The sequence below is a fragment of the Paracoccus methylarcula genome (assembly GCF_003007735.2).
GTDB classification, from domain to species: Bacteria; Pseudomonadota; Alphaproteobacteria; order Rhodobacterales; family Rhodobacteraceae; genus Paracoccus; species Paracoccus methylarcula.
Genome location: NZ_PXNQ02000010.1, coordinates 38,393 through 54,770, shown reverse-complemented (window position 1 = coordinate 54,770; position 16,378 = coordinate 38,393). Strand labels below are relative to the sequence as shown.

Here is a 16,378-nt window from a genome sequence, read left to right as displayed (position 1 = left end):
GAGGGACCGCCCACGCCGCAGGCAGGCGCCCGCCGGTTAACCCGGACAGGCCGCGCCGGTGTCGATCCAGGCCTGGGTCAGCTGGCCGAACAGTTCCTGCGAGCCCGGTGCGGGGGTGCGGCCCTCTCCGGGCTCCCAGCCCCAACCGACAAGACCGTCCTCGGCCATATGCTCGTGCAGCTCCTCCAGCGAGCGGTCGCCATTGCGTTCCGGATCCTTGAGCTGCTCGCAGATCTCGCCAAGGCCAAGCCCCGCCCAGGCCATCTCGACCGGGGCGAGCGACCATGGCTCGTGGCCGGGAATGCTCTCGATCCCGCCGACGCCGGTGGTCTCGAAATTCTCGGCACCGTGGCAGGTGTTGCAGGTCATGCCGGGCGCGCCGAAATCGGCATCGCCCCGCACCACCGGAGGCTCATGCGGCTGCATGTCGTCGCCCTGTGTCGGGCCGCCCTTGGGGTGACAGTTCAGGCAGCGTGGATGGGTCAGGACCTTGCCCATCTCTTCGAAGATCGCCGCCGAGCGTTCGGTCTGATCCTCGATGCTGTCGAAATCGGCGGGCGCGCGCAGATCCTGCGCCATCGCCGGAAAGGCCAGCACTGTTGCCAGCGCAAGCGAAAGGGGGAAGCGTTTCATGCGGGTCTCCTTTCTCATGCGACCGGGATGATGGGCAGGCGGCGAGTGGCATTGCCGGTCATCCGGCGCCACGCATTGGCGATGGCCGGGGCGATCGGCGGGGTGCCGGGTTCGCCGACGCCGGTGGGCGCCTCGGCAGAGGGGATGATCACCACCTCGATGGCGGGCATCTCGGGGATGCGCAGGATGCGGTAGCTGTCCCAGTTTTGCTGCCGGATCAGGCCGCCCTCGTCCAGCGTGATCTCGCTGTAAAGCGCGGCAGAGATGCCGTAGCCGATACCCCCCTCCATCTGCGCGCGCACGACATTGGGATTGACGGCCAGCCCGCAATCGACCGCGCACCAGACCCGGTGGACATGTGGAATGCCGCCGCGATCCTCGATCTCGGCGATTTGCGCGACATAGGTGCCAAAGGATTTGACCACCGCCACGCCATAACCGTAATCGCCCGACTGGTCGGCCATCTCGGCCACGCGCTCGAGCACGGCCCTCTCGCGGGGATGGTCATCGCCCATCAGCGCAAGCCTGCCTTCGATCGGATCCTTGCCCGCTTTCTCCAGCAACTCGTCGATGAAACATTCGACCGCATAGCCGGTATGGGTATGCCCGACCGAGCGCCACCACAGCGTCGGGATCGGCGATTCCATCTGCGCCCAACGCAGCCGGTGATTGGCCATGGCGTAATGCAGCTCGTTCGCGCCCTCGAAGGCGGTGAAGTCGGGGCCGCCCTGCAGCATCGCCTCGAATGGCGTGCCCATGACCACCGATTGCGCGGCGATGCCGTGATCCCATGCCTTGATGCCGCCCTGATCATCCAGCGCGGCACGCATGTGATGGACCGTGAGCGGGCGGTAATAGCCGCCCTGCACGTCATCCTCGCGCGTCCACATCAGCTTGACCGCGCCCTTGCCATTGGCCTTGGCGACCTCGGCCGCCTCGGCGGCGAAATGCGAGTCGGGCGTGGCGCGGCGGCCAAAGCTGCCACCCGCCAGCATCGTGTGCAGGCGGACATTCTCGACGCCGAGGATCTTGGCGATGGTGCCCTGGTCCCCGGTCTGCATCTGGCTGCCCATCCAGACCTCGGCCTCGCCGTCGCGCAGCTCGACCACAGCATCCAGCGGCTCCATCGGGGTATGGGCGAGATAGGGGAAGACATAGGTGGCCTCGACAATTTCGGAGCCTTCCAGGGCGGCCTCGACATCGCCGGTCTTGACGACCTCCCATTTCCCGCCTGCCTTGGCGGCTGTGGTCCATTCCTCGATCATCGCATCGCTCGAACGGGTCTCGGCCTCGGCCTCGTCCCACTCGATTTCCAGCGCGTCGCGCCCCTTCAGCGCGGCATAGGTATTATCGGCATAGACCGCGACGCCGGTCGGCACCTGCGCGACCTTTTGCACCCCCGAGACCTGCAAGGCGGCGCTGTCGTCGAAGCTTGCCACCTTCGCCCCGAATTTCGGCGGATGCGCGACCACCACGGTCAGCATGCCGTCGCGATAGACATCCAGGGTGAACTGCGCCGAGCCATCCGTCTTGGCGCTGCTGTCCACCTTGGGAAGATCGGTGCCGATCAGCTTGAACTGGGCGGGATCCTTCACCGGCGGATCCTCGGGCGCGGTCTGCTGCGCGGCGGCCTCGGCCAATTCGCCGAATGTCGCGGATTGATCGCCGGCGCTGATAATGCCCTTGTCGATGGTGATATGATCGGCGGGCACGCCGAAACGCTCGGCGGCAGCGGCGACCAGCATTGCCCGCGCCCCGGCCCCGGCCTTGCGCATCTGCATGAAGCTGTTGGCCATCGCCGTCGAGCCGCCGGTGCCCTGCATCCCGAAGGCGAGATTGGCGTATTTCTCGACATCGGCGGGGGCGGCTGCGGCGCGCATCTGCGACCAGTCGGCATCCATCTCTTCGGCGACAAGCGTGGTCAGGCCCGTATAGGGTCCCTGCCCGAACTCGATATGCTTGATGAGGACGGTCACGGTATTGTCGGGGGCCACGCGGATGAAGGCATTGGCCGACATCTCGCCCGAGCCCTCGGGAAGCTCGTTGAAAAACGCGGCCGCGCCGGATTTCTGCTGCGCGCGGGCAAGCCCCGGAAGGGCGACCGCGACAATCAGCCCGGACAGGAAGGCGCGGCGGCTGGTATGGATATTCATGGCTCAGCCCTCCAATGTCTTGGCGGCGTCATGGATCGCCTGCCGGATGCGGACATAGGTGGCGCAGCGGCAGATATTCCCGGCCATCGCGTTGTCGATATCCTCGTCGCTCGGCGAGGAGACCTGCTGCAAGAGCGCCGTCGCGCTCATCACCTGACCGGACTGGCAATAGCCGCATTGCGGCACGTCGAGCGCGCGCCAAGCGGCCTGCACCGCCTCTGCCTCGGGGCCGCTCAGCCCCTCGATCGTGGTGATATCCGAACCCTCAACCATGGAAACCGGCGTCACGCAGGAACGGCGCGGCGAGCCGTCCAGATGCACCGTGCAGGCACCGCATTGCGCGATGCCGCAACCGAACTTGGTTCCCGTCAGGCGCAATTCGTCCCGCAGAACCCAGAGCAGCGGCGTATCGGGATCGACATCGACGCTGCGCTCTTCTCCATTGACTGTAAAGCTGATTGTCATGCTGGCATTCCTCTGCTGGCGAGGAAAAGGTTAACGCGAAACTGGACGGTTTACGAGTTCTTGAAATAAACGCGTAAGCTCCCATCTTGGTTGATCATGCTTGCGACACATACGCCGGCTGCCCCCTCCCCGCTTTGACGCCCGCCCCGCCCCGGCCTATGAGGCAAGAGGCGGCAGCGAGGGAAACGGCCATGAAGATCTGCATTCTCAATACCGGTGGCACGATCAGTAGTGTCGGCTTTCCCCTGGTGCCCATGTCCGCCGCCCGTTTCGGCGAAGCCGCCAAGGCGATCCTGACACCGATGATCGCGGCTTCCCTGCCGGAAATGGAACTGCATTTCGACAGTTCCCTGCGCTTCTCCGATCGTGGCACGGGCGCGCTGGACAGCACCAATCTGCAGCCCCGCGACTGGTGCCGGATCGCCGAAGCGGTGCTGAACACCTATGCCGATCACGACGCTTTCGTGATCCTGCATGGCACCGATACGATGGATTTCTCCGGCGCGGCCCTGCCGTTCCTGCTGAACGTCACGGACGAATACGGTTTCGGTCGCGCCGTCCTGTCCAAGCCGGTGATCCTGACCGGGGCGCAACTGCCGATGTTCCGGGACACGCCCGAGGGGCTGGTCCTGAACGCGGGCAGCGACGCCTTCGCCAATTTCTGCGGGGCGCTGGCCTGTGCCCGGTTGCGCATCCCCGAACTGGCGCTGTTCTTCGATGGCAAGCTGCTGCGCGGCAACCGGGCGATCAAGGTCTCGACCACGCGCTTCGCCGCCTTCGATTCGCCGCATCTGCCGCCCTTGGCCGAGGCCGGGATCGGAGCCTGGCGCGGTCATGCAACCGCCCTGCCCGGCCCCGCCGCGCCGCATCTGTCACTGGACGATTCGGAGGCGCGACAGATGGCGCGCGAGCGGCTGAGCGCCATCGACGCCGCGATGGACAGGCATCCGGTGATCCAGCTGAACGCCTTTCCGACACGCTTCCAGGGGGACAGCGCCCCCCTCGCCCGCATGATCGGGGATGCCGTCGCAGCCGGGATCAGGGGGATCGTGCTGGAATCCTATGGCGAGGGGAATTTTCCTTCGGGCGATACCGGCGATGCCAGCCGGGGCGCGATCCGCAAGGCGCTGAAGGCTGCCACGCAGGCCGGGGTGGTGGTGGTAGACGGCACCCGCGTCATCGGCGGGCAGGTCGGGGAATTCCATTACGCCGCAGGCGCATGGATATCCGAGGCCGGAGCGATCAGCGCGGGCGACATGACCCCGATGGCCGCATTCACCAAGACCATGATCCTGTCCGCCGCCGCCGGGCATCACGGCTGGAACCCGGCCACGCTGCGCGCGCAGATACGGCGCAGCCTGGCGGGCGAGTGCAGCTTTGCCGACCGGTTGGACAGCCGCCTGAACCCGGTGCTGAACCCCGGGCAATCCCTGTCCGCCGCGGATGGCGCGGCACGGCTGGTCAATGATCCCGATCACGGAGTTGCACTGATCGGTGCGGATGAAAAAACCCTCTGGTCCCCGGCTTCGGGCCGGCCCGGGCGGCTGGTTCTCGATCCCGATGGCAGGCTTTCGTATCTCGCCCCGGATAGAGCGGTCCTGTGGCAACAGGCCGCGCCGGAAAAGCCGATGGCGGATGCCTGCCTGTTGTTGCGCTGTGACCCGCAAGGACAGCCGGTGCTGGAACTTCGTGACGGCGGCGGCGTTCCGGCGGCAACCATCACAGGTTGAGCGGTTACTGGACAGCAATCCGCGCAATCCCTAAACCGGCTGGAACGCCTTGCCATCCGATCAATCCGGGAAAACACCATGTCTCCGCGCCAGAATATTCCGATCGCCGTTGCCGGGCTTGGCTATGTCGGGCTGTCGAATGCGGTCTTGCTTGCCCAGAGCCATGACGTGTGTGCCTTCGATATCGATCCGGCGCGGGTCGAGATGGTCAATAACCGCCGCTCGCCCATCGAGGACCGCGAAATCTCCGAATTCATGGCCGAAAAACCCCTGCAGCTTTCGGCCACCACAGATGCGGAGGCCGCGATGAAGGGGGCGGAATTCGTGATCGTCGCAACCCCGACCAATTACGACCCGCGCAGCAACCGCTTCGACACCTCGACGGTCGAGGCGGTCATCAGGGAGGCGCGCCGGATCGCCCCCGAAGCCACCATAATCGTCAAATCCACCGTGCCGGTGGGCTTCGTCACAAGGATGCGGCACGAGACCGGTTTCGACGGCATCATCTTTGCCCCCGAATTCCTGCGCGAAGGCCGGGCGTTATACGACAACCTGCATCCCTCGCGCATCGTGGTTGGCGATCATGGCGAGGCCGCGCATCGCTTTGCCGGTCTGATGGTCGAGGGGGCGATCCGCAAGGACATGCCGGTGCTGTTCACCGGCCCGGTCGAGGCCGAGGCGATCAAGCTGTTCTCGAATACCTATCTCGCCCTGCGCGTCGCCTATTTCAACGAATTGGACAGCTACGCCCTGCAGCACGGGCTGAGCACGCGCGAGATCGTCACCGGCGTCAGCTCGATCCGCGCATCGGCGATCACTACAACAATCCCAGCTTCGGTTACGGCGGCTATTGCCTGCCCAAGGATACCAAGCAGTTGCTTGCCAATTACGAGGACGTGCCGCAGAACCTGATCTCGGCCATCGTGCAGTCGAACACGACGCGCAAGGATTTCATCTCGGAACGGATCATCGCGCGCAAGCCGCGCGTGGTCGGGGTCTACCGGCTGGTGATGAAGGCGGGTTCGGACAATTTCCGCGACAGCTCGATCCAGGGGATCATGAAGCGGATCAAGGCCAAGGGGATCGAGGTGATCGTCTACGAGCCGGTGCTGAAGGACGAGTTGTTCTTCAACAGCCGGGTCATCCGCGACCTTGACGCCTTCAAGGCCGAGGCCGATCTGATCCTGGCCAATCGGCGGACCGAGGCCCTTGCCGATGTGGCCGACAAGGTCTTTACACGCGATCTTTTCGGGTCAGACTGACGGCAAGGCGAAACCGGGGCGGAGAACGACAATGGCGATCATCTATGTGCTGAACGGGCCGAACCTGAACCTGCTGGGCAAGCGCCAGCCCGAGATCTACGGGCGCGAGACGCTGGAGGATGTCGAGTTGCTGTGCCGCGATGCGGCGGGCGGGCACGAGATCCGTTGTCTGCAATCGAACTGGGAAGGCCAGATCGTCGACTGGATTCACGAAGCCCGCGAACAGGCCGCCGCCATCGTCATCAATCCCGCCGCGCTGACCCATACCTCGGTGGCGGTGCTGGACGCGCTGAACGCATTCGAGGGTCCGGTCTTCGAGGTCCATATCAGCCAGGTCCACAAGCGCGAGCCCTTCCGCCACCATTCCTATGTCTCGCTGCGCGCCGACGGGGTGATCGCGGGCCTCGGCATCGAGGGTTATGCCGCGGCGGTCCGGCGCGCGGTCCTGCTGATCGGGGAATAGGACGCGCGGATGCGATTGCGGCGGCGGCCGTGGCGCGCTATCGCTATGCCATGACCGGTTTTCATCTCGACAATGCGACGGCGCGGCGGGTGTTCCTGGACCGTCACGCGCTTGCGGAACCGCCGACCGGCCCCGCCGGTCCGAACGAGATCCAGTCCCTGATCGAACGATTGGGCTTCGTGCAGGTCGACAGCGTGCAGACCGTCGCCCGCGCCCATCACATGATCCTGTGGTCGCGCAGGCAGCGTTACCGCCCCGCCACGCTGTCGCGGCTGCTGGAGCGTGAACGCAGCCTGTTCGAGAACTGGACCCATGACGCCGCCATCATCCCGACCCGGTTCTTTCCCCATTGGCACGAGAAATTCCGCCGCAGCCGCAAGCGGATGGAAGAGCGCTGGCCGAAATGGCAGGGCGATACCTTCCTGGGCGAATGCGACGAGGTGCTGTCGCGGATCACCCGCGCGGGACCGTTGACGGCGGGCGAGGCCGGCGACGGCAAGGCCGGGAATGGCGGCGGCTGGTGGGAATGGCAGCCCGCCAAGGCGGCGCTGGAATATCTGTGGCGCAGCGGCGATCTGGCCATCGCCCGGCGCGAGGCTTTCCGCAAGATCTACGATCTCACCGAAAAGGTAATCCCCGAGACGCATCGCGCGCCCAGCCCTTCGGAGCACGCGATTGACTGGGCCTGCCATGCGGCGCTGGACCGGCTCGGCTTTGCCACTCATGGCGAGATCGCGGCCTTCTGGGATCTGGTCTCTCCGGCAGAGGCCCGCGACTGGTGCCTGGCCGAGATGGCCGCCGGGCGCTTGATCGAAGGACGGATCGAGGGGGCGGATGGCCGTGCCTATCGCGCCTATGCCCGCCCCGAGATGATCGAGACGGCGAAAGACACCCCCGAGCCACCCTCGGGACGCGCGCGCATCCTGTCGCCTTTCGATCCCGCCCTGCGCGACCGCAAGCGGACCGAGCGGCTGTTCGGTTTCCACTACCGGATCGAGATCTTCGTCCCCGAGGCCAGGCGCAAATACGGTTATTACGTCTTTCCCGTCATGGAAGGCGCGCGCCTGATCGGCCGTCTCGATGCCAAGGCAATGCGCGAGACCGGTTGCCTTTCCGTCCGCGCCTTCTGGCCCGAGCCCGGCCTGCGCATGGGCAAGGCCCGGCTCGCCCGGCTGGAGGCGGAACTCGACCGGCTGGCTCGGTTCTCGGACTGCACGCGCGTCGATTATGCCGATGGCTGGCTGCGCGAGGCGATGCCGGGATAGGGCATGATCCGACCGCCATGGTGGTTCGGTTTCAACGAAATGCGCGATCCCGCGCGCATTTTCTTCTTCATGCAAATATCCCCGGGGTTGTCGGGTGGTGCGCCACTGGTTCGAGAACCAGCCGGCGACGGGGGGCAGACAACCCCCCGGCCATCGCGGGACGCAATCCGTTTGCCCGCTCAGGCGGCGGGCATCCGTGTCTCGACCATGCCGGCATACCAGCTGGAGCCGGCGGGGATCGTGTCGTCGTTGAAATTATAGGCCGGGTGGTGAACCATCGCCGTATCGCCATTGCCGACGAAGATATAGGCGCCGGGACGTTCGTTCAGCATGAAGCTGAAATCCTCGCCGCCCATCATCGGCTGCATGGTCAGGTCCACGTCTCCGGCGATCCCGCGCGCCACATCGGCGGCCCAGACCGTCGCCTCTTCATTGTTCATCGTCACCGGGTAGCCGCGCTGGTAATCGACCTCGGCGGTTGCGCCCATGGCGGCGGCGACATTGGTGGCGACGCGCTTGATCCCCTCTTCCAGCTGGTCGCGGACCTCGGGCGCAAGGCTGCGCGCGGTGCCCTTGAGCTGGACCACCTGCGGGATGACGTTATGCGCGGTCGAATCGGTCGAGACCACGCAGACCGAGATCACCGCGTTCTTCAGCGGATCGATATTGCGCGACACGACGGATTGCAGCGCGACGATGATCTGGGATGCGGTCAGGGTCGTGTCGATGCATTCATGCGGCTTGGCGGCATGGCCGCCCTTGCCGGTCACGGTGATGTCGAACTGGTCGGCGGCGGCCATCATCGCGCCGGGACGGATGGCGAACTGGCGACCGGAATGCCCGGCATGTTATGCATGCCGTAGAATTCCTGGATCCCCCAACGCTCGGCCAACCCGTCCTTGATCATCGCGTCGCCACCCGCCCCGCCCTCTTCGGCGGGCTGGAAGATGACCACGGCAGTGCCGTCGAAATTGCGCGTCTCGGCCAGGTATTTTGCCGCGCCCAGCAGCATCGCGGTATGGCCGTCATGGCCGCAGGCATGCATCTTGCCCGGCGTTTTCGAGGCATATTCCACCCCGGTCTGCTCATTGATCGGCAGGGCGTCCATATCGGCGCGCAATCCGATCACCCGGCCCTTGCTGTCGGTCTTGCCCTTGATGACGCCGACCACGCCGGTCTGGCCGATGCCCTCGGTCACCTCGTCACAGCCGAATTCGCGCAGCAGTTCAGCGACCTTTCCGGCGGTGCGGTGAACGTCGTAAAGCAGTTCGGGATGCTCATGGAAATCGCGTCGCCACGCGGTGATTTCGGGCAAAAGCTCTGCAAAGCGGTTCTTGACTGGCATGATGTTCTCCTTCGGCACATAGGATGCGGATTTTGTGCAGAGTCTGCAAGGGGCCGATGCGGCACCATCGTATCACAATTCGGGGCCGAGCGTGACCGGCGAGCCATCCGAGAAGCGCGCGAAGCGGAAGCGCCCCAGGTCAAAGCCGGTTTCTCCGCCGCGGATCAGATCGGCCATGACCCGCCCAACGCCGGGACCGATGCCGAAACCATGGCCGGACAGGCCCGTGGCGATGAAGAAACCCCGGATCGTGGTTTCATCCAGCACCGGCACCTGGTCGGGCGTGGTATCGATCATCCCCGCCCATGCCGCCCGCAGCCGGGGGCGCCCTATCGCCGGGAAAGTCGCGGCGAAATCCTCTTGCAGCCGGGTCAGCGCGGCGGCGTTGGGCTCGGGGTTGAGCATGCGCATCGCCTCGAAGGGAGAGGCGCGGTCGGCCGCCCATCGGCGCGGCGTCCCCCAAGCGTCCGGATAGCCTTTCGGGGCACGAAGCTGCAGCCGGGTCTGGCCAAGGTCGCGGCGGATCAGCGGCAGGTAGCTGCGCAGGTGGCGAAACGCGGCGGGACCGATCCAGAAATCATGCGTGGTGCCGGGGGCCAGCGTATAGCCGCCATCGGCACGGCGGCGGAAGGCGAACTTGGAATCGGCGGCTGCGCCCGACCAGAATTCGGGAAGCGGCTCGGTCGCCGCAACGGTCGCACGAACCGAAAGCTGCGGCAGGGACAGCCCGGCATTGCCCGCAAACAATCCCGACCACGCCCCTCCGGCAAGCAGTACACGGTCGGCGCGGATGGGTCCGTCCTCGGTGATCACGCCCGAGACATGCCCGGCCGAAACCTCCAACGCCCGGACCGCGCAATGTTCCCGGATCGTGACGCCCTCGCTTGCCGCCAACCTCGCGATGGCCGGAACGGCGACGCCCGGCTCGGCCCGCATATCCGAAGGCGTGACCAGCGCGCCCTGCCAGCCCGCATCATTGGGCAGCAGCCCGTCCAGTTCCGCCCGCCCCATGATCCGGCTGTCCAGCCCATGGGCATGGGCGATCACCAGCCATGCCTCGTATCGCGCCAGTGCCGCCTCGTCGGATGCGAGATAGCTGACCCCGCAGGTCGTCAGGCCCAGTTCCTCGCCGATCTCCTGCGCCAGCCCCCGCCAGAGCTGCCGGGCCATCATCATGATCGGCAATTCGGCCTCGTCCCGGCCCTGCGCCCGGACCCAGCCCCAGTTGCGCGAGGATTGCTCGCCCGCGATCAGGCCCTTTTCGCACAGCACCACCGACAATCCGTCGCGGGCAAGATAAAGCGCCGTGGTCACGCCCGCGATGCCGCCACCGATGACGACCACATCCGCGGCTTCGGGCAGATCGGCACGGAATTGCGGCGCTTGGCCCGGAGCGACAGGAGGATCGGCCCTCACGAATGGGTCACCGGATCGACCAGCACGCGATGACCCGGCGCGACCTCCTGGTAGACGGAGGGGTGGGGCTGGTAATCGACCGGGTGCATCGGCGAGGGGATCGGGCTGAAATTCAGATCCTCGTTGATCTTCTTCTGCCGGGGATCGGCGACCGGGACGGCCAGCATCAACTGCTTGGTATAGCTGTGCTGCGGGTTCTCGAAGACCTGTTGGCGCGTTCCCATCTCGACGATGCGCCCCAGATACATGACGCCCACATGATGGCTGACCCGTTCGACCACCGCCATGTCATGGCTGATGAACAACATCGAGATGCCCAGATCCTGCTGCAGCTCCATCAGCAGGTTCAGCACCTGCGCCTGCACCGAGACATCCAGCGCCGAGACCGCCTCGTCGGCGATGATCAGCTTGGGGTTCAGCGCGAGCGCGCGGGCGATGGCGATCCGCTGGCGCTGACCGCCCGACATTTCGTGCGGGTAGCGGCGCATGAAGCTGCGCGGCAGTTCCACCCGGTCGAACAGGGCAGCGATGCGGTCCTCGCGCTCGGACCGGCTGCCGATGCCGTAGTTCTGCATCGGCTCGGCCACCTGATCATAAAGCTTCATATGCGGATCGAGACTGGCAAAGGGATCCTGGAAGATCATCTGCATGTCGCGGCGGGCCTTGCGCAGCCCCGATTGCGACAGCGCAAGGATGTCGGTGCCGTCGATCGAGACCTTGCCCGCTTCCGGCTCGACCAGGCGCAGGATCGAGCGGCCACAGGTGGATTTCCCGCAACCGGATTCGCCCACCAGAGACATGGTTTCGCCGGAATTGATGGTGAAGGACACATCCTCGACCGCGTGGACATTGGCGACGGTGCGGCGCAGCACCCCGCCCTTGACGGCGAAGCGGGTGACGAGATTCTCGACCCTTAGCAACGGCTTGGGATCCTTGACGATGATCGGCTCGGGCTCGCCCAAGCTGCCGTCGCGCATCAGCCGCAGGCGTTCGGGCGCGGGCTTGCCGGTCATCTCGCCCAAGCGCGGCACGGCGGCCAGCAGCATCTTGGTGTAATCCTCGCGCGGTTCCTCGAAGATCTGCTCGACCGGGCCTTCCTCGACCTTGTCGCCGCGATACATGACGACGACGCGATCCGCCATCTGCGCGACCACGGCCATGTCATGGGTGATGAACAGCACGGCAATCCGCTTTTCGCGCTTGAGCCGGTCGATCAGGGCAAGGATCTCCGCCTGGATGGTCACGTCCAGCGCGGTGGTCGGCTCGTCGCAGATCAACAGGCTGGGTTCGCAGGCCATGGCGATGGCGATGACGACCCGCTGGCGCATGCCGCCTGACAGCTCATGGGGATATTGATCAAGGCGCCGCTCGGGCTCGGGAATGCGGACTTGCTTGAGGATTTCCAGCGCGCGGGCACGTGCCTGTGACTTGTTCATCCCGCGATGCTCGATCAGCCCTTCGGTCAACTGGTCGCCCACGGTAAAGACCGGGTTCAGCGCCGTCATCGGTTCCTGGAAGATCATCCCGATCCGGTTGCCGCGAATGTCGCGCATGACGGGCGCGCCCTGATGCGCAAGGTCGATCGGCTTGCCGTCACCGGGATCGAACATCAGCCGGCCATTGGTGATCGTGCCGCCGCCGAATTCGACCAGCCGCATCAGCGAAAGCGAGCTGACCGATTTGCCGGAGCCCGATTCGCCCACGACGCAGACGCATTCCCCGGGCTTGATGTTGAAGCTGATATCCTTGACGCCCACCACGGTGCCGTCATTGGTCTCGAACTCGACCCGAAGGTTCTCAAAGGAAACAAGCGGTTTCTCGTCCAGCATCATGCGCCCCCGATCATCTGTCCCGGAGGAAGGCTAGCGGCAGGCGAAGGAATGTCAAAGCCGAAACTTTCGCCCCGGGGATGTGGATAGGGCTTGCCATCGCGGGGTGGATCGTTTGAAACTGCAAACATTCCGCAGGGAAACGGATCCATAACAAAGACCCGAAAAATACGGGACAGGAAATGATAAAAGCAATCCGAACAATGGATTACCATTTCGAATGGCTCCGACCCGTGCGGCTTTCCAAATCCAACGGGAGAATGTCATGAAACTGAAGACCTTGCTGATGTGCGCCGCCGCATCGCTGGCCCTGGCCCCCGCCGCCATGGCCGAACGCGGCAGCGACGGAGAGGTGAATGTCATCATGTGGCAGGCGCCATCGACGATGAACCAGTACCTGTCCAGCGGCACCAAGGATATCATCGCATCCAGCATGTCGCTTGAGCCATTGGCCGGTTTCACGCCCGAAGGCGAACTGTTCCCCCGGCTCGCCGAGGAAATTCCATCGCTGGAAAACGGCGGCATTGCCGAAGACCTGACCTCCATCACCTGGAAGCTGAAGGAAGGCCTGAAATGGTCCGACGGCACGCCCGTCACCTCGGCCGATGTGGTCTTTACCGCCGAATATTGCATGGATCCCGAAGGCGGCTGCGCGCAGCTTGCGAAATACGAGGGGGTGGAGAGCGTCGAGGCGGTCGATGACCTGACCGTGAAGGTCAATTTCACCGAGCCACGCCCCGATCCCTTCGCCGCCTTCGTCGGCGCGCAATCGCCGATCATCCAGAAGGCGCAGTTCGAGCAATGCATCGGCGCAGCCGCCCCGACATGCACCGAGCAGAATTTCAACCCGATCGGCACCGGCCCGTTCAAGGTCGTCTCGTTCAAGACCAATGACGTGATCGTCTTCGAGGCCAATCCCGAATATCGCGATCCCGAGAAACCGGCCTTCGCCAGGCTGACCATGAAGGGCGGCGGCGACGCGGCCGCGGCGGCGCGCTCGGTCCTGGAGACGGGCGAGTTCGATTACGCCTGGAACACGCAGCTTGCCCCCGACGTGATCGAGGGCATGGAAGCGCAAGGCAAGGGCAAGGTCCATGCGGCTTTCGGCAGCCTTGTCGAGCGGCTCATGGTCAACCTGACCGATCCCTCCCCCAATTTGCCCGAGGGCGAGCGTTCGACCGTCAAGCATCCGCATCCGTTCCTGAGCGATCCGGCGGTGCGCAAGGCCCTGTCGATGGCCATCGACCGCGAATTGCTGGTCGAGATCGGCTATGGAACCGCGGGCAAGCCGACCTGCAACCTGGTTCCAGCGCCCGAGGCATGGGCCTCGCCCAATACCGAATGCCTGACGCAGGATATCGAGGGCGCCAAGGCCCTGCTCGACGAGGCCGGATGGGTGCCCGGCGGTGACGGCGTGCGCGAAAAGGACGGTGTGCGGCTGTCGCTGGTCTACCAGACCTCGGTCAATGCCGTGCGCCAGGATTTCCAGGCACTGATAAAGCAGTGGTGGTCGGAAATCGGCGTCGAGACCGAGTTGAAGACCATCGATGCCTCGGTGTTCTTCGGCAGCGACGCGGGCTCACCCGATACGCTGCACAAGTTCTATGCCGATATCGAGATGTATGCCAACAATTTCGAGGGCAACAACCCGGAGCCCTACCTGGCCAAGTTCACCTGCGAGAAGGCGCCGGGCCCCGAAAACCAGTGGCAGGGCGAGAATACCAACCGGTATTGCGACGAGGAATATGACAAGCTGGTCGTCGAACTGGGCAAGACCGCCGATCCCGGGGAACGCGGCAAGCTGGGTCAGAAGATGAACGAGATGCTGACCAAGGAGAGCAACGGGATCATCCCGCTGGTCTATCGCGGCACGGCTTCGGCGGTCAGCAACTCGCTTGGCGGGGTCGAGCTGAACGCATGGGACACCGAGCTCTGGAACGTCGCGGACTGGCATCGCGTCGAGGAATAAGCCTCTGGAAACATGGCCATGCCTGCCTTCCTGGCGGGCATGCGCCGAAACGGCAAGCGGCCTCGCGGGACGGGAAAATCCGCAAGATTGCAACGGGAAGGGAAATTCAATGTCTATCAAGACGCTCAAGACCGGCCTGCTGACCGGCGCCGCGACAGCCGTGGCGCTGGCAGCCGCCCCCGCATTCGCCGAACGCGGCACGGATGGCGAGTTGAAGTTGTTGCTCTGGCAGGCTCCGTCCACGCTGAATGTCTACCTTTCGACCGGCGTCAAGGAGATGTTGGCCTCGTCACTGATCCTGGAGCCGCTGGCGACTTTCGCGCCGGATGGCGAGATCGTTCCCCGGCTGGCCGCCGATATCCCCACGGTGGAGAATGGCGGTATTTCCGAGGATCTGACCTCGATCACCTGGACGCTCAAGGACGGGATCACATGGTCCGACGGCACGCCCCTGACCGCCGAGGACGTGAAATTCACCGCCGATTACTGCATGAATGACGAAGGCGGCTGCGCGCAGGCCGCCAAGTTCGAAGGCGTGACATCGGTCGAAGTGGTCGATCCGCTGACGGTCAGGATCAGCTTCGACTCGCCGCGCCCCTACCCTTATTCCGCCTTTATCGGGGCTCAGGCGCCGATCCTGCAAAAGGCCCAGTTCGAGAACTGCACCGGCGCGAAGGCCGCGACCTGCACCGACGAGAATTTCGGCCCGATCGGCACCGGCCCCTTCCGCGCGACCGGCTTCAAGACCAATGACGTCGTAACGCTGGAGGCCAATCCGGAATATCGCGAGGCGGACAAGCCCGCCTTTGCGAATGTCACCCTGAAGGGCGGCGGCGATTCGACCTCGGCGGCCCGCGCGGTGCTGGAGACAGGCGAATATGATTACGCCTGGAACATCCAGCTCGCCCCCGATGTGCTGGAGGGAATGCTCGCGGCGGGCAAGGGCAAGCTGGAGGTCGATTTCGGCTCGACGGTCGAACATATCCTGCTGAACATGTCCGATCCGTCACCGGAGTTGCCCGAGGGCGAACGCTCGACGCTCAAGCACCCGCACCCGATCCTCTCGGATCTCAAGGTCCGGCAGGCCCTGTCCATGGCCATAGACCGGCAATTGCTGAACGAGATCGGCTATGGCGAGACCGGGGAGGCGACATGCAACATGGTTCCGAACCCCGAGATTTACGCATCCGATAACGACGATTGCCTGACGCAGGACATCGAGGGGGCCAATGCCCTGCTGGAGGAAGCCGGCTGGACACTCGGCGGCGACGGTGTGCGCGAGAAGGACGGCAGGAAACTGAAACTGCTGTTCCAGACCTCGGTCAATGCCGTGCGGCAGGATTTCCAGGCCCTCATCAAGCAATGGTGGTCCGAGATCGGCGTGGAAACCGAGCTCAAGACCGTGGATGCCAGCGTCTATTTCGGCTCGGATCCCGGTTCGCCCGATACGATCGTCAAGTTCTATGCCGATGTCGAGATGTATACGGATGTCTATGACGGCACCGATCCGGGCAGCTTCCTGGCCGAGCGCTCTTGCGAGGCGATCCCCAGCCCCGAGAACCAGTGGCAGGGCGAAAACAACGCGCGCTACTGTGACGAGGAGTACGAGGCGCTGATCGCCGAGATGGCGCAGACATCGGGCATAGAGGCGCGGGCCGAACTGGCCAAGAAGATGAACCTGATGATCACCCGCGATTCGATGACCCATCTGCCGCTGATCGCGCGTGGCCGCGTCTCGGTCAGCTCGAACCGTCTCGGCGGCGTCCACATGAACCCCTGGGACAGCGAGTTCTGGAACGTGGCCGATTGGCATCGCGCCGAAGAATGACCGCAATCCGGCCCGGCTGC

The 16,378-nt window shown here is 64.7% G+C and carries 10 protein-coding genes and 2 pseudogenes; 6 read left to right on the top strand and 6 right to left on the bottom strand.

All coding sequences use genetic code 11. The features are described 5' to 3' along the window. Nucleotides 1–36 precede the first annotated feature (36 nt). Genes A7A09_RS15565 through A7A09_RS15555 form a run of 3 tightly spaced genes read right to left on the bottom strand, consistent with a single transcriptional unit; the run spans nucleotide 37 to nucleotide 3,251 of the window. The gene (locus A7A09_RS15565) at nucleotides 37–633 is read right to left on the bottom strand and encodes an Isoquinoline 1-oxidoreductase subunit (protein WP_106692377.1); all 597 of its coding nucleotides are present in this window, start codon (nucleotides 631–633) and stop codon (nucleotides 37–39) included. A 14-nt stretch (nucleotides 634–647) separates the two neighbouring features. Further along, a complete protein-coding gene (locus A7A09_RS15560; protein WP_106692262.1) occupies nucleotides 648–2,786 on the bottom strand; it encodes a xanthine dehydrogenase family protein molybdopterin-binding subunit in 2,139 nt (712 codons plus the stop codon). Nucleotides 2,787–2,789: 3 nt separating this feature from the next. Further along, the gene (locus tag A7A09_RS15555) at nucleotides 2,790–3,251 is read right to left on the bottom strand and encodes a (2Fe-2S)-binding protein (protein ID WP_106692261.1); all 462 of its coding nucleotides are present in this window, start codon (nucleotides 3,249–3,251) and stop codon (nucleotides 2,790–2,792) included. A gap of 191 nt (nucleotides 3,252–3,442) precedes the next feature. On the opposite strand from A7A09_RS15555, the gene A7A09_RS15550 reads away from it, so the two are divergent. The 4 genes and pseudogenes from A7A09_RS15550 to A7A09_RS15535 all read left to right on the top strand — a co-directional run bounded on the left by A7A09_RS15550 (nucleotide 3,443) and on the right by A7A09_RS15535 (nucleotide 7,971). Next, nucleotides 3,443–4,981, top strand: a complete 1,539-nt coding sequence (locus A7A09_RS15550) for an asparaginase (RefSeq protein WP_170167127.1) — start codon at nucleotides 3,443–3,445, stop codon at nucleotides 4,979–4,981. A 96-nt stretch (nucleotides 4,982–5,077) separates the two neighbouring features. Continuing rightward, nucleotides 5,078–6,243, top strand: a pseudogene (locus tag A7A09_RS15545) (nucleotide sugar dehydrogenase). A 31-nt stretch (nucleotides 6,244–6,274) separates the two neighbouring features. After that, complete coding sequence (gene aroQ, locus A7A09_RS15540; protein WP_106692259.1) at nucleotides 6,275–6,706, top strand: type II 3-dehydroquinate dehydratase; 432 nt, start codon at nucleotides 6,275–6,277, stop codon at nucleotides 6,704–6,706. A gap of 50 nt (nucleotides 6,707–6,756) precedes the next feature. Beyond that, the gene (locus A7A09_RS15535; RefSeq protein WP_106692376.1) at nucleotides 6,757–7,971 is read left to right on the top strand and encodes a winged helix-turn-helix domain-containing protein; all 1,215 of its coding nucleotides are present in this window, start codon (nucleotides 6,757–6,759) and stop codon (nucleotides 7,969–7,971) included. Between the two features lie 179 nt (nucleotides 7,972–8,150). Here A7A09_RS15535 and A7A09_RS15530 read toward each other — a convergent pair. The 3 genes and pseudogenes from A7A09_RS15530 to A7A09_RS15520 all read right to left on the bottom strand — a co-directional run bounded on the left by A7A09_RS15530 (nucleotide 8,151) and on the right by A7A09_RS15520 (nucleotide 12,561). After that, nucleotides 8,151–9,316 (bottom strand): annotated as a pseudogene (locus A7A09_RS15530) (M20 aminoacylase family protein). A 72-nt stretch (nucleotides 9,317–9,388) separates the two neighbouring features. Continuing rightward, entirely contained in the window at nucleotides 9,389–10,732 is a 1,344-nt protein-coding gene (locus tag A7A09_RS15525) for an NAD(P)/FAD-dependent oxidoreductase (RefSeq protein ID WP_106692258.1), read from the bottom strand. Beyond that, complete coding sequence (locus tag A7A09_RS15520) at nucleotides 10,729–12,561, bottom strand: ABC transporter ATP-binding protein (RefSeq protein ID WP_106692375.1); 1,833 nt, start codon at nucleotides 12,559–12,561, stop codon at nucleotides 10,729–10,731. The genes A7A09_RS15525 and A7A09_RS15520 overlap by 4 nt, the downstream gene beginning before the upstream one ends. A 265-nt stretch (nucleotides 12,562–12,826) precedes the next feature. Here A7A09_RS15520 and A7A09_RS15515 point away from each other — a divergent pair, with 265 nt between their 5' ends. Both A7A09_RS15515 and A7A09_RS15510 read left to right on the top strand, forming a co-directional pair. Then, the gene (locus A7A09_RS15515; protein WP_106692374.1) at nucleotides 12,827–14,530 is read left to right on the top strand and encodes a peptide ABC transporter substrate-binding protein; all 1,704 of its coding nucleotides are present in this window, start codon (nucleotides 12,827–12,829) and stop codon (nucleotides 14,528–14,530) included. 109 nt (nucleotides 14,531–14,639) lie between these two features. Further along, nucleotides 14,640–16,358 (top strand): peptide ABC transporter substrate-binding protein, encoded by a 1,719-nt coding sequence (locus A7A09_RS15510; protein WP_106692257.1) that lies wholly within the window; start codon nucleotides 14,640–14,642, stop codon nucleotides 16,356–16,358. Nucleotides 16,359–16,378: the final 20 nt, after the last annotated feature.